9 protein-coding genes are annotated in these 14,220 nt (G+C 73.5%); 8 read left to right on the top strand and 1 reads right to left on the bottom strand.

The window, feature by feature from the left end; genetic code table 11:
* Positions 1-19: 19 nt before the first annotated feature.
* The 8 genes from HD595_RS01420 to HD595_RS01385 all read left to right on the top strand — a co-directional run bounded on the left by HD595_RS01420 (position 20) and on the right by HD595_RS01385 (position 8,461).
* Positions 20-1,168: a polysaccharide deacetylase family protein gene (locus tag HD595_RS01420; RefSeq protein ID WP_253765129.1), complete on the top strand. Its 1,149-nt coding sequence runs from the start codon at positions 20-22 to the stop codon at positions 1,166-1,168.
* A gap of 213 nt (positions 1,169-1,381) precedes the next feature.
* Positions 1,382-2,863, top strand: coding sequence for a 30S ribosomal protein S1 (gene rpsA, locus HD595_RS01415; RefSeq protein ID WP_175591840.1), 1,482 nt, complete (start codon positions 1,382-1,384; stop codon positions 2,861-2,863).
* A gap of 372 nt (positions 2,864-3,235) precedes the next feature.
* The gene (locus HD595_RS01410; protein WP_253765128.1) at positions 3,236-4,372 is read left to right on the top strand and encodes an epoxide hydrolase family protein; all 1,137 of its coding nucleotides are present in this window, start codon (positions 3,236-3,238) and stop codon (positions 4,370-4,372) included.
* 52 nt (positions 4,373-4,424) lie between these two features.
* The gene (locus tag HD595_RS01405) at positions 4,425-4,877 is read left to right on the top strand and encodes a GNAT family N-acetyltransferase (RefSeq protein ID WP_301309817.1); all 453 of its coding nucleotides are present in this window, start codon (positions 4,425-4,427) and stop codon (positions 4,875-4,877) included.
* Positions 4,878-4,909: 32 nt separating this feature from the next.
* Positions 4,910-5,512 (top strand): dephospho-CoA kinase, encoded by a 603-nt coding sequence (gene coaE / locus HD595_RS01400; protein WP_253765126.1) that lies wholly within the window; start codon positions 4,910-4,912, stop codon positions 5,510-5,512.
* A 67-nt stretch (positions 5,513-5,579) separates the two neighbouring features.
* Positions 5,580-5,927 (top strand): PadR family transcriptional regulator, encoded by a 348-nt coding sequence (locus HD595_RS01395; RefSeq protein WP_253765123.1) that lies wholly within the window; start codon positions 5,580-5,582, stop codon positions 5,925-5,927.
* A gap of 238 nt (positions 5,928-6,165) precedes the next feature.
* The gene (locus tag HD595_RS01390; RefSeq protein WP_253765122.1) at positions 6,166-7,380 is read left to right on the top strand and encodes an HD domain-containing protein; all 1,215 of its coding nucleotides are present in this window, start codon (positions 6,166-6,168) and stop codon (positions 7,378-7,380) included.
* Positions 7,381-7,504: 124 nt separating this feature from the next.
* The gene (locus HD595_RS01385) at positions 7,505-8,461 is read left to right on the top strand and encodes a pentapeptide repeat-containing protein (RefSeq protein WP_308211090.1); all 957 of its coding nucleotides are present in this window, start codon (positions 7,505-7,507) and stop codon (positions 8,459-8,461) included.
* 126 nt (positions 8,462-8,587) lie between these two features.
* Here HD595_RS01385 and HD595_RS01380 read toward each other — a convergent pair whose 3' ends face one another.
* Positions 8,588-14,182, bottom strand: a complete 5,595-nt coding sequence (locus HD595_RS01380) for a WD40 domain-containing protein (RefSeq protein WP_253765121.1) — start codon at positions 14,180-14,182, stop codon at positions 8,588-8,590.
* Between the last annotated feature and the right edge of the window lie 38 nt (positions 14,183-14,220).

Raw genomic sequence — 14,220 nt, 5'->3', positions numbered from 1 at the left:
CCGAGTGCACGGGAGTTCTGTGCGGTCAGCGTCGTCCCTCCCCCCGGTCGTCGGCCCTCTCATCGGCGTCGCGAACGTCGTGGTGGTGGCCGTGGCCATCGTCGGCCTGACGGTGGTCCCCTCCCACGGGGAGCGCGTCCCGCGCCCCCAGGCCGCCCTGGCGGCGCCGCCGACCGCGAAACCGCCCCACGACCCCACCCCGCCCCAGGGGAGTCCCTCACCGGGCCCCTCGGCGTCCCCCGCGGGGCAGCCGCCCGGCGTGGCGGCCACGCCCGAGTTCGCCCGCCAGGTCAAGGCCAACGAGGCCGGCGTGGTGCCGGTGCTGATGTACCACCGCATCATCAGCAAGCGCTACGCCTCCATCGACCGCACCCCCAAGCAGCTCCGGCAGGAGCTGGAGAGCCTGGCCAAGCGCGGCTACGTGCCGATCACCGCGGCCGAGTTCGTCGCGGGCGACATCCGGGTGCCCGCCGGGAAGTTCCCGGTCGTGCTGACCTTCGACGACGGGCACCCGAGCCACTTCCGGCTGGACGCCTCCGGCAACCCGGCGCCCGACACCGCGGCGGGGGTCATCCTCGACGTGGCCCGGCGCTACCCGTCGTTCCGGCCCACGGCCACGTTCTGGGTCAATCGGGAGCCGTTCGGGCTGCGGGACGAGGCGTCGCAGGCGGCGGCCGTGCGCTGGCTCGTCGGCCACGGGTTCGAGGTGGCCAACCACACCTGGTCCCACCCCAACCTCGGCGTGCTGCCGAAGAAGACGGTCCAGAAGCAGATCGTCAAGGTGCAGCGGATGCTGGAGAAGCTCGGCGCGGGCACCCCGCGGACCCTCGCCCTGCCCTTCGGCGTGGCGCCGCACCCGCGGGAGCTGGCCCGCAAGGGCAAGTGGGACGGCACGCGGTACGACTTCACGGGCGTCTTCCTGGCCGGGGCCGAGCCGTCGCTTTCGCCCTACGCGAAAAAGTTCCGCCCCGGCGCGATCCAGCGCATCCAGAGCAATGGCAAAAAGGGCGAGTGTCGCAAATGGTGCTCGCAGTACTGGCTGGAGTGGCTGGACAAGCACCCCGACGACCGCTACGTCTCGGATGGCGACCCCGGGCGGATCTCCGTCCCGACGCGGCTTCAGGGTAATATCGACGCCAAGTGGCGCGGCCGCATCATCGCCTACTGACGCTTGTCGATCAGGTGGCGTGCGTGACTTGGATTGACCCCGTGGCCGACGTCTCATATGCTGATCGCTGCGCTGTGGGCTCGCGCGCGCCTCAGACGGAGCGGGCTCGCGCTCGGTCACGTCGATGTCGTAACTCCTCGGCTTGATGCGGAAGAGGGCCTGCCGCGCATCCGCCACATCGACATCCTGTCCGCGTTCGGAGCACTTCCACACATGACGTCCAGCACTGAGGCCACCTCGAGCACCCCGCAGGTAGCGGTCAACGACATCGGGTCCGAGGAAGCCTTCCTCGCCGCGATCGACGAGACCATCAAGTACTTCAACGACGGTGACATCGTCGAGGGCACCGTCGTCAAGGTCGATCGAGACGAGGTCCTTCTCGATATCGGCTACAAGACCGAGGGTGTCATCCCCTCGCGCGAGCTTTCCATCAAGCACGATGTCGATCCTGCTGACGTCGTGGAGGTCGGCGAGCACGTCGAGGCCCTGGTTCTCCAGAAGGAGGACAAGGAGGGCCGCCTGATCCTGTCCAAGAAGCGCGCTCAGTACGAGCGGGCCTGGGGCACGATCGAGAAGATCAAGGACGAGGACGGCATCGTCACCGGCACCGTCATCGAGGTCGTCAAGGGTGGTCTCATCCTCGACATCGGCCTCCGTGGCTTCCTCCCGGCGTCCCTGGTCGAGATGCGGCGTGTCCGCGACCTGCAGCCGTACGTCGGCCGCGAGCTCGAGGCGAAGATCATTGAGCTCGACAAGAACCGCAACAACGTGGTTCTGTCGCGTCGCGCCTGGCTTGAGCAGACGCAGTCCGAGGTTCGCCAGACGTTCCTCAACACCCTTCAGAAGGGCCAGGTCCGCAAGGGCGTCGTGTCCTCGATCGTCAACTTCGGTGCGTTCGTGGACCTCGGCGGCGTTGACGGTCTGGTCCACGTGTCCGAGCTGTCCTGGAAGCACATCGACCACCCCTCCGAGGTCGTCGAGGTCGGCCAGGAGGTCACGGTCGAGGTCCTCGACGTCGACATGGAGCGCGAGCGCGTCTCCCTGTCGCTCAAGGCCACCCAGGAAGACCCGTGGCAGCAGTTCGCCCGCACCCACCAGATCGGCCAGGTCGTGCCGGGTCGCGTCACCAAGCTGGTGCCGTTCGGTGCGTTCGTCCGGGTCGAGGAGGGCATCGAGGGCCTGGTCCACATCTCCGAGCTGGCCGAGCGCCACGTGGAGATCCCGGAGCAGGTCGTCCAGGTCGGCGACGAGATCTTCGTCAAGATCATCGACATCGACCTCGACCGCCGTCGCATCAGCCTCTCGCTGAAGCAGGCCAACGAGGGTGTCGGCACTGAGGTCGAGTTCGACCCCACGCTGTACGGCATGGCGGCGACCTACGACGACCAGGGCAACTACATCTACCCCGAGGGCTTCGACCCGGAGACCGGGGAGTGGCTCGAGGGCTTCGACAAGCAGCGCGAGGAGTGGGAGCGGCAGTACGCCGAGGCCCAGACTCGCTTCGAGGCCCACAAGAAGCAGATCGAGGAGGCCCGTCGGGCCGAGGCGGAGGCCGGCGAGGCCGCTCCCTCGTCCTACACGGGTGAGTCCGCGGCTCCTTCGTCGAGCAGCTCCTCCGCTCCCGCGGGTGGCGCTCTCGCTTCCGACGAGGCGCTCGCCGCGCTTCGGGAGAAGCTGGCCGGCGGCCAGAGCTGAGGTAGCGGCTCCACCACAGGCACGTCCTGAGGGAAGCCCCGCACGGATCATCCGTGCGGGGCTTCCCGCTTTTCCTCCGCGGCCCTCATCCGGGTACGGCCTCATCCGGGGAGCGGGGCCTACCCGGGGTGCGGCCTCGTCTGGGGTGGGGCCTGGGCCTCCTCGGGGCGCCGCCCTCGTTCTGGTGTGCGGCCTTGTCGGGGTGCGGCCTTATCCCCCGTGCGAGCGGTCCGGGGATGCGGCCTCGTCCGGGGATGCGGCCTCACCGGGATGCGGCATCGCTCGGGTGCGCCGCCTCGTCCGCAGGCCTCATCTTGTGCGGCGGCAGAACGCGGAACGAAATCTTCCGCTTTGCCTCCTACCGTGGCAGGCATGAAGCCCTTCGTGATCGACATTCCCCCGGCCGACCTTGACGACCTGCGCCACCGCCTCCTCCGCACCCGCTGGGCCCGGCAACTGCCCGGTGGCTGGAGCCGGGGCGTCCCGGTCGACCACCTGCGGGACCTGGCCGCGTACTGGGCCGACGGCTTCGACTGGCGCGCCCAGGAGGCGCGGCTCAACGCCTTTCCCCAGTACACGACCGAGATCGACGGCCAGACCGTCCACTTCGTGCACGCCCGCTCGCCCGAGCCCGGCGCGGTGCCGCTGATCGTCACGCACAGCTGGCCGAACTCCGTCGCCGAGTTCATGAACGTCATCGGCCCGCTCAGCGACCCCCGCGCGCACGGGCTCGACCCCTCCGTCGCCTTCCACGTGGTGGCGCCGTCGCTGCCCGGGTTCGGCTTCTCGCCGTTCCCCGAGCCCACCGGCGAGCGGGCCTGGAGCATCGAACGCGTCGCCCGTACCTGGGCGGAGCTGATGGGCAGGCTCGGCTACGAGCGGTACGGGGCTCACGGCAACGACGCCGGGGCGCTCGTCACCCCACAGTTGGCCGCCCTCGACGGTGAGCACGTCATCGGCTCGCACATCACCGCCGGCCTGGGCATACCGACCGGCGACCCCGCCGAGCTGGAGGGCGCGACCGACGAGGAGCGGGAGACCGCCCGCCACATCGGCGAGAACTGGGCGGGAGGCAGCGGCTACGGCCCGTACCTGGCCAACCGGCCGCAGACACTGGCCTTCGGCTTCGCCGACTCGCCCGTCATGCAGCTGGCGTACCTGGTCGAACGGTTCAAGGAGTTCGACGGATGGCCTGCCGGCGACGGCGAGGTGGCCGAGCCCGTCGCCCGCGACCTGCTGCTGACCAACGCGAGCGTCTACTGGTTCACCGGCACGGGCGGCTCGTCGTCCTGGACGTACTACGAAGGGGCGGCCGGCCTGCCGATCGACCAGACCGGCGTCCCGACGGGCATCTCACACGGCGGTCCCGACCTGTTCCGCCGGCTCGCCGCGCGCCGCAACCGCGTCGTCCACTGGGCGGGCGAGCACAGTCCCAGCCACATGGTGGCCATGGCGACGCCGGAGTCCCTGGTCGAGAGCCTCCGGACGTTCTTCGCCCTGATCGCCTGACGTACCCGTTTCGAGCGGACCCGTGCCTGGACGAAGGCACTCCGCTAGGGTGCTGCGCGTGGAGATCCAGCGGGCCGCGGAAGCCGACGCGGGCGAGATTCTCACGGTGCAGCGGGCGGCGTACGTCACCGAGGCCCAGCTCTACGGCGATCCGTTCATCCCGCCGCTGGTCGAGTCCGTCGAGCAGGTCCGCGAGGCGATCCGCGCCGGCGTCGTGCTCAAGGCCGTCGACGGGGGACGGGTCGTCGGCTCCGTCCGCGGCCGCCTGTCCGGCGCCACCTGCCTCGTGGGGCGGCTCGTCGTGGCGCCCGACCAGCAGGGGCGGGGGCTGGGCACGGCCCTGTTACGGACCCTGCACGAGCAGGTGCCGGAGGCGTCGGCGTTCGACCTGTTCACCGGCCACCTGTCCGAGGGCAACCTGCGGCTCTACCGCCGGCTCGGCTACCGGGAGACCCACCGCGAGCGCATGGACGACCACCTGACACTCGTCCACCTGCGGCGGTGAGCATCGGGCAGGAGGGCCGATAGGCTTTGCGGGTGCTGAAGATCGGACTGACCGGCGGCATCGGATCCGGCAAGAGCGAGGTGTCGCGGCGGCTGGCCGCCCACGGCGCCATGGTGATCGACGCCGACAAGATCGCCCGTGAGGTCGTCGAGCCGGGCACGCCCGGCCTGGCGCGGGTGCAGGCGGCGTTCGGCGACGAGGTGCTGCGCGCCGACGGCTCGCTCGACCGCGAGAAGCTCGGCTCCATCGTCTTCGGCGACCCCGACCGGCTCGCCGCACTCAACGCGATCGTTCATCCCCTCGTGGGGGAGCGGGTCGCCGAGCTGCAGGGGCAGGCCGCCGAGGACGCGATCGTGGTGTACGACGTGCCGCTGCTGGCCGAGAACAAGCTGGCCCCGATGTACGACGTGGTGATCGTCGTGGACGCCTCCGACGAGACCCGCGTCGCCCGCCTGGCCGAGCACCGCGGCATGGCCGAGAGCGACGCCCGGGCCCGCATCGCCGCCCAGGCCACCCGCGAGGAGCGGCTCGCGGTCGCGCACATCGTGATCGACAACGAGGGCTCGCTCGACGCGTTGCAGGCCCGGGTCGACGAGGTGTGGGACGACCTCCTGCGCCGCGCCGCCCGCGGCTGACGGGGGTAGACGTTCCTGTCCCGGACGGACATGTCCGCCGCTCGGGGGGCTATGTAGAGTTCGAGATATGCCGAGAAGGCCCCGCATGACGACGTCCGTACGCGACGTGCTGCGCGTGTTCCTCTCCGACCCGGCCCGCGAGCGGTACGGCCTCGACGTGTGCGCGGAGGCCGGGCTGGCGAGCGGCACGGTGTACCCGATCCTGGCGACGCTGGAGGAGCTCGGCTGGGTGGAGAGCCGGTGGGAGGACCCCGAGGTCCACGTTCGCGAGGGACGCCCCCGCCGGCGTTACTACCTGCTGACCTCCGGGGGCGCCGAGCAGGCCCGGGACGCGATCGCCGCGGCCTACCGCTCCCGCCGCCAACTCGTCCCCGACTGGGCGCGTCCCCTGGGCTCGGCGGGGGGCGCGTCATGAACCGCCGGGCATGTCGGCGACAGCGTGCGACGCGCGACGGCGGCTCCGGCCAGCGGCCCGTCGGGAAGGGCAACCATGGGCGGTCTCATGGGCGGCCGTGCGGTGGGAAGGCTCGCGACCATGGGCGGCCGTGCGGTGGGAAGGTCTGCGGCCGTGGGCGGCCTCATGCGTCGCCGGGCGCCGGGAAGGTCGGCGTGAGCGCCCGGGAGGCCTCCCGCCGCGCGTCAGGTGACGGCTCATGAGCGTCCTGACGATTCGCCGCGGCGGCGGTTCGGCCCGCGAGGGGTCGTTCGAGCGGTTACGGACCCGTCTGGCCGGGCGGTTGGACGCCGAGCAGCTCCGGGTGGTCGAGCGGGCCCACGCGACCGCCGCGTTCTGGCATCGGGACCAGAACCGCCACAGCGGCGATCCGTACATCACCCACCCCGTCGCGGTGGCGGCGATCCTCGCCGACCTCGGCGCGGACCACGAGCTGCTGTGCGCCGCGTTGCTCCATGACGTGCTCCGCGACACCGCCTGCCCGGCGGCCGGCCTGGAAAGGGAGTTCGGCCCGCGGATCGCCGCCCTGGTGCGGGACCTGGGGCGGCTGGAGGCGGACGCGGAGGCCGGGCGCACGGCCGTGGAGTGGGAGCGGCGCGCCGACGCCCGGGTGCTGACGCTGAAACTGGCCGACCGGCTGCACAACCAGCGCACGATGCGCTGGATCTCCCCGGCCAAGCAGCGCGCCAAGAGCCTGCAGACCCTGCGGGTGTTCGCGCCCGCCGCGGCGCGGCTGGGGATGCGCGGGATGGAGCGCGAGCTGCGCAGGCTGGCCGAGGCGAGGCTGTCGGCCCTGGCCCGCGACGGCGTCCGGGTCTCCTTCGGCGTGGTGGAGGCCGCCGCGATCATGCTGCCTTCCGGCTCGCGTGGCCGGTGGCTGGAGGAGTGGCTGGGAGAGCTGCGCCGGGCGGACGGGGGCCTGGAGCGTGCGCGTTTCGTGGCGGGACTGCTCAGGGGCATGCCCCGCATGGCGATCGTCCTGCGGCGCCGGACGACGGTCGCGGATCGGACGGTCGCGGATCGGACGGTCGCAGGGCGGACGGCAGCGGGGCGGACGGCAGCGGGGCGGACGGCAGCGGGTCAAGGGGTCGCCGCCGGAGACCCATGGACCGCGGCAGACCCGCGGACCGCCGTCCGCCAGGGGATCGCCGCGGTGGGTGCCTGGGGTGCGGCGGCCTGGCGCGGTGCCCGCGCACGGGCCGTGCGGGCGCTGCGGTGGGTGCTCGCGACCGATGCCCGCGTCTGCGCGGTGCTCGGCCCGCCGGTGCTCTGGCTGACGGCCGACGCGGCGGCGACCCGGCTCGCCGACGCCCTCACCCTCCTGATCACCGTCCCGCCCGTCCTGGCCTCCGGCGTCCGGGCGCTGCGGGAACGGCTGGGCGTCTCGGAGTCCCACCGCTCACCGGGCGGGTAGGATCGCGGGAGTTCGGATCGGGGGGACGGGGCAGGATATGACGGGCGGGGAGGAAACCCGGGCTCAGGACACCCGGGCTCAGGGCACCGCGGCTGAGGTCGCCGCCGAAGCTCCGGGCGCCGGTATGCGACCGCAGGACCTGCGGGCCGACTGCGCGAGCTGCTTCGCCCTGTGCTGCGTCGCGCTGCCGTTCGCCAGGTCCGCCGACTTCGCCGTCGACAAGGACGCGGGCCGGCCCTGCCACAACCTCCAGGACGACTTCCGCTGCGGCATCCACCGGCACCTGCGGGACGAGGGGTTCCCGGGGTGCACGGTGTACGACTGCTTCGGCGCGGGCCAGAAGGTCTCCCAGGTCACCTTCGGCGGGCACGACTGGCGGAGCGAGCCGGGCACGGCCGGGCGGATGTTCGCGGTGTTCCCGGTCGTACGGCACCTGCACGAGCTGCTGTGGTACCTCACCGAGGCCCTGACGCTGCCCGGGGCGGCGCCGGTGCGCGAGGAGGTCCTGCGGGCCAGGGACGAGATCGACGCCCTCACCCGGCTGGGCCCGGAGGAGCTGACGGGTCTCGACGTGGCCGAGTGGCGCGGGCGGGTCAACCCGCTGCTGCTGCGCGTGAGCGAGCTCGTCCGGGCGCCCGCGCGGGCGGGCGGTCAGGGCGGGCGCGACCGGAAGAAGGACCGCCGGGGCGCCGACCTCATCGGGGCGCGCCTGCGCGGAGCCGACCTGTACGGCGCCGACCTGCGCGGCGCGTACCTCATCGGGGCCGACCTCAGGGGAGCGGACCTCCGGCTGGCCGACCTCATCGGGGCCGACCTCAGAGGGGCCGACCTGTCCGGGGCCGACCTGACGGGCAGCGTCTTCCTCACGCAGCCCCAGCTCAACGCGGCCCGCGGCGACGCGGCCACCCGCATCCCGCCCGGGCTCACCCGTCCCGCCCACTGGAGCGCCACGGAGAGCGCCCCCGCCCGGAGCACAGGACGCGACGCCCAGCCGCGCGGGCGGGGGCGCGGCGGCCGTCAGGACGCGCCCGCCGGGCGGCGCGGCGGCCGTCCGAAGGGCCGGGGCCGCGACGAGAAGTGACCCCGCCCCGGGCGCCCGCCGCACGTCGGCAGGCGCGCCCGGAGACAGGGCCGAGGCCGTGACCAGAGATGACCCCGCCCCGGGCGCCCGCCGGACCTCGGTGGGCGCCTCCCGAGGGCGGGCGCGTCAGAAGGGCGCGTCGAGGGGTACGGGCCGGACGTCCGGCAGGTACGGATCCAGCTCTCCCGGCTCGAACCGGGACATCCCGATCACGTGCCAGAACTGCCCCGCCAACTCTCCCTCCACCTTGTACCGGCCGCTCGGCGACAGCGCCGCCCAGCCTTCCGGTAAACCCAGAAGCGTGGCGTGGCGGTCCTCCCCCCTCCAGAGGATCACCACGCCGTCGTCGCCGGCCGTGGCCAGCAGGTCGGGGTCGGACGGGCTGTAGGCCACCGACCACACCCTCCGCGTGTGCCCCTTCAGTGCGTGCAGCAGCCGCCCCGTGACCGTGTCCCACACGCGCACGGTCAGGTCGTCGCCCGCGGTCGCCAGGCGCTCCCCGGTCAGGTCGAAGGCCACCGACCACAGCCGCCCGGCGTGCTCGGCCAGGGTGTGCCGCAGCACCGGCTGCCAGGGCTGGCCGGGCCGCAGCTCCCACACCCGGGCCGTCCCGTCGTTGCTGGCGCTGGCCAGGTAGCGGCCGGACGGTGAGAAGACCACCGCGTACACCCGGTCCTTGTGCCCGTCGAGGGTGGCGACGAGGCCGCCGGACTCGACGTGCCAGACGCGGACCAGCCGGTCGTCGCAGCCGGTCGCCACGTGGCGGCCGTCGGGGCTGAACGCGATCGAGCGGACCCGGCCCCGGTGGTCGGCCAGGTTGCTGACCAGGCGGCCGGTCGCGCGGTACCAGACGCGCACGCTGTCGTCGTCGTTGGCCGTGGCCAGCAGGGTGCCGTCGGGGCTGAACGCCTCGGCCCACACGTGGTCGGTCTCGGCGTTGAGCTCGCGCTCGTACTCGCCGGTGGTGGCGTTCCAGAAGTGGACGCCGCCGTCGTTGCTGGAGGTGGCGAGCACCGGCCCGGCGGGCGAGAACAGCGCCGAGACCAGCCGGTCGGAGGCGCCCGTGAACTCGCGCAGCCGCCGCCCGGTCGCCGCCTCCCACACGCGCACGACCCCGTCGTTGCCGCTGGTGGCCAGCATGGTGCCGTCGGCGCTGAAGCGCACCGACGAGATGCGCCGGCCGTGCCCGCGCAGAATCCGCTGGCACTTGCCGCTCGCCGGGTCCCACAGGCGGACCGTGCCGTCGTTGCTGCTGGTGGCGAGCTGCTGGCCGTCGGGACGGAACGCGAACGGCCAGACGGAGCTGCGGTGGCCGGTCAGCTCGACGCGGGTCGTGGCGCCGACCTCCTGCAGCCGGACCACGCCGTTGGAGTCGCCGCTGGCGATGGTGCGGCCGTCGGGGCTGAACGTCACCTGGTAGACGCTCGCGGAGTGGATCGTGTGCGGGCCGCGCGGCTCGGCCGCGACCGGGTCCCACAGGCGGACGGCCCCGGCCGTGTCGCCGGTGGCCAGCAGGGTGCCGTCGGGGGAGAACGCGACGCAGTAGATCGACCCGGCATGACCGGTGAGGGCGCGGCGCAGGGTCCACGTCGCGGTGTCCCACAGCCGCACCGTGCCGGCCTCGTCGCCGGTGGCCAGCAGGGTGCCGTCGGGGCTGTGGACCGCCCGGTAGACCGCGCCGTCGTGGCCGTCCAGGGTGGCCGTCATCTCGCCGGAGCCGAGGTCCCAGACCCGTACGACGCCCGCCGAGTCGCCGGTCACCAGCTCCGCGTGCCCGAACGAGGCCGTGTAGACGGGCGCCCGGTGCCCGGCCAGGCGGTGGGCCTCGCGGCCGGTGGCGGTCTCCCAGACGCGCACGACGCCGTCGCCGCCGCCCGCCGCCACCAGCTCGCCGGTGGGGCTGAGGCGTACCGGCCAGACGCCGTCTGGGTGGCCCTCCAGCCGCCGCAGCAGCGTGCCGGTCACCGCGTCCCACAGCAGCACGCTGCCGTCGCTCGCGCCGGAGGCGAGCAGGTCGCCGGCGAAGGAGACGGCGTAGACGCGGCCGTGGTGGCCCTGGAGGGTGCGCACGGGCGCGCCGCCCGCGCAGAGCAGCACGCCGCCGTCCTCGTTGCCGATGGCGATCGTGGTGCCGTCGTGGCTGTAGGCGATCGGCTCGGGCAGGCGGCTGGTCTGGAAGTGGTAGCCGTACGGGACGCCGATGGCGGCGGGCGCGAGCTGCACCTCGACCGGCGTGCCGGGCACCACGGCGGCGCCCGGCAGGTCGGGCAGCGTGCCGGTGACGTGGATGAGCGCCGCGCGGTGCCAGCGGGCGCCGTCGGCGGTCACGTCGCTCAGGTCGGTGTGGACCAGGCGGGTGCCGGACAGGTCGGCGCCCCGCAGGTCGGCCCCGGCCAGCGAGGCGCCGTCGAGCCGCGCGCCGGTGAGCCGGGCGTCGCGCAGGACGGCCCTGGACAGGTTGGTGCGGGCCAGCGTCGTCTCCGACAGGTCGGCGCCGGTCAGGTCGACCTCCTGCAGGTCGCGTTCCGACAGGTCCTCGCCCTTGAAGTTGGCGCCGCGCAGATCGGACTGCGCCGGGGTGCGCAGCCGGCCGGCGATCTTGACGGCGTTGGCGCCGGCGTGCCGCCCGGGCGGCGGGTCGTTCACCCACGCCCGCAGGGCCCGCACGTCGGCCAGGTCGCACAGGAACTCGACGCTCAGCGGCGTCAGCGGCCCGCGCGCCAGCGTCACCGGGTCGTCGAGGGTGTCGGCGACGTGCCTGGCGACCAGCCACTCCATCACGGAGGAGTGGATGAACCCGAACATGCCCTCGTCGGTGCGCACCAGCAGGCTGCCCGAGCCCATCGCGTACGCGGCGTGCGCCGCCGACATCTGCCCGCCCGCCAGGTCCGTCAGCGTCTCGGCGAACTCGGTCAGCTCCTCCACGCCGAGCAGCGCCTCGTTCGACTCCCACAGGCGCAGCGCCAGGGCCGTGATCGCCCGCCACAGCTCCTCCAGCGTCAGGCCCGCGGCCGAGCCGGGCAGCGCCGCCCGCCGCGCCTCGAACGTCAGCCAGGAGGTGAGGATCTCCTGGTAGAGCTGCGCGGGGCTGGTGGTGTGGCGAGCCCGGGCCACCGTGCGCAGCCGGTCGGCGTCGAGGTCGGCGATGAAGCTCAGCATGCGCGGGTTCTGCGCCAGGCCGAGCAGGTCCTCGATGCTCTCCAGCAGCGACATGCGCGCCGCCGCCTCGTCGCCGTCGTCGTACCGGTTGACCAGGTAGGAGTGGATCTGGTCGCGGGAGAAGTCCTCGACGGCCAGCAGCCGCCGCTGCGGCAGCACGCCGACCATCTCGCCGAGCGAGCGCAGCACCTGGCCGTGCGAGCGGAAGTGCTGGGTGCGGCTGGCCACCACGATCTTCGCTTTGTCCTCGGCCGCGGCGAGCAGGGTCGCGAGGTGGTCGGCGGCCCGGTCGTAGGTGAGCCGGGCGACCAGTTCGTCGAAGCCGTCGAACAGCAGCACGATGCGCCCCTGCCGCAGCAGGTAGCGGAACGCCTTGAGGTCGATCAGCTCCTCGCCGTGGGTGGCGAGGTGGGCGGCCACGAGCGCGTCCACCGAGTGGGCCTTGTCCAGCGCCCGCAGCTCGATGAACAGCGGCGTCAGGTGCGGCAGCTCGGCCGGCAGGCGCCGGGCGAGCTCGCGCAGCGCGAACGTCTTGCCGTGCCCGAAGTCGCCGAGCAGCAGCAGGAACCGGCCGTGGTCGCTGGCGAGCAGCCGCATCAGCTCGTCGGTGAGCCCGTCCCTGACCGGGTGACCGGGGCGGTCCAGCTCGCGGTAGCGCTGGGGCACGTAGAGGCCGGGCGGGTAGCGCCGGTCGCCGGTCAGCCGGGCGGTCTGCTCGGCGACGTACCCGGACAGGTCGAGCAGTCCCTGGAACTCGGTGAAGCTGCGCAGCAGGACCCCTCGGCGCACGAACGTGTCGCGCAGCGCGCGCTCGGGCGGCGGCCCCTGGTAGACCAGCTCGCCCTGGAGCCCGGCCGCGTGGGCCTGCCGGGCGAACGCCTCGGCGGCCTCCTCGTCCACCCGGCCCACGTGCGCGCCGATCATGGTCAGCCGGACGAACCCGTCGTCGGGATGGGTGACGACGAGGTGCGTGGGGAAGCGGCGGATCCGCGCGCGCTCGTGCCGGGCCTCGCACACCTCGCTGATCCGGTCGAGCAGCAGCTCGACCGGGCTGGGCTCGCGCTCCGGCGGCTCCTGGCGGGGGCGCGGCACCTGCGGGGCCTCGCCGGCGAACGGCGCCCGGGCGGCCCGCCAGCTCCGCGTGGCCTTCACCGGCTCTCGGTCGGGCAGCCAGGTGCGGATGCCGCCGGGCGTGATCTCGACGACCTGGTGGCGGCCCGGCCGGGGCGCGGCCAGGGCCACCTCGCCGTCGGCCGCGCCGGCCGGGTCGCGTCCGGTGCCGTGGAAGAGCAGGTTGAGCCGGTGGGCGAGCAGCCGCTCGAACGTGGGCGCGTCGCGCAGCGCCGCCGGCGGGTGGCCCATCGCGCCGAGCCGCAGCCACTCGCTCTCCTCGTACGGCCGCAGCCGCTCGGCGAACCAGGCCGCCTGCGCCTCGCCGAGCTGCGCGTACGCGTCGCGCTCCAGGTGGCTCATGGCCATGGTCGAGTTGAGCCCGGCCACGACCACCTTCAGGTCGGGCACCTGGAAGAGCGTCCACGGCTGCCCGCCGTCGAAGACCCGGTCGTCGAGGCCCTGGTAGACCTCGTCGAACAGGCCCGCGAAGTGGCGCCACTTCGGCCAGTACGGCGGCTGCGGGCTGACGTCGTCGGCCTCGCAGGTGAGGAAGTAGGCGCTGGCCGCGGCCTTGGTGACGTCGCGCGGCCCGGGCACGAGGACGAGGCGGTGCGGCTCCAGCCCGAGCAGCAGCCGCAGGTCGGTCACGAACCGGGTGGCCTGGGCGAACTGCCCGAGGCTGCCCGACTCGGTCAGATCGCCGCTGACCACCATGAGGTCGGGCCGCGGCATGCCCCGGTCGTACATCGAGGTGAGGTCGGCCCAGATGCGCGCCTGCATGTCCTCGGGCGTGAACGGCTCGCCGGGGTCGGGCAGCGCCCGGCCGAAGCGGGGCCCGCCGATGTGCAGGACGCTCAGCGACTCGCGCCGGTGCCCGGGCCCGGCCGCGGGCGGGAACTTCGGCGCGGTCACCGGCGTGCGGCGGGCCCGGGAGCGCTCGGCCGGTGCCGGCAGGGTCGGGTCGGGCGCCGGCGCGCCGGCCTGGGCCGAGGTGGGGAAGGCGGGCGGCACGTCGGGCTTGGCCCGGCCGGCCAGCGCCTCGCCGACGCGGCCGAGCAGCCGCGCCCGCGCCTGGTCGGGGTCGGTCACGCCGAGGAGGTCGACCCAGGTGATGGTGGACAGCAGACCCTCCAGATGGACGTCCTCCAGCCGGATCGTGACCAGCTTGCGCGACGGGTCGTCGGGGTCGGCGCGCAGCGCGGCCTGCCACTCCAGGCGCCCGTAGCGGGAGGTGAGGTAGTTGCGCGACAGCACGGCGACGACGAGGTGCGCCTCGCTGACGCCGCGGTCCATGAAGTCGATGAAGTTCGTGCCGGGCACGAAGTCCCACGCCTGGATCATGGTCCGGTAGCCGGCGGCTTCGAGTTCCCACGCGATCCAGGTCGCCCAGGCCGTGTCGGCGGGGGAGTAGCTGACGAAGATCTCGGTCGGCCTGCCGTCGCGTGACATCTGCTCAGTATCCCTCGCGGCGTCGGCGTTTTGGAGGC

Origin of the sequence: Nonomuraea roseoviolacea subsp. carminata (genome assembly GCF_024172185.1) — a bacterium.
GTDB classification, from domain to species: Bacteria; Actinomycetota; Actinomycetes; order Streptosporangiales; family Streptosporangiaceae; genus Nonomuraea; species Nonomuraea roseoviolacea.
Note: the sequence above shows the minus strand (reverse complement) of the source record. Positions and strands in the feature narration are given on the sequence as shown.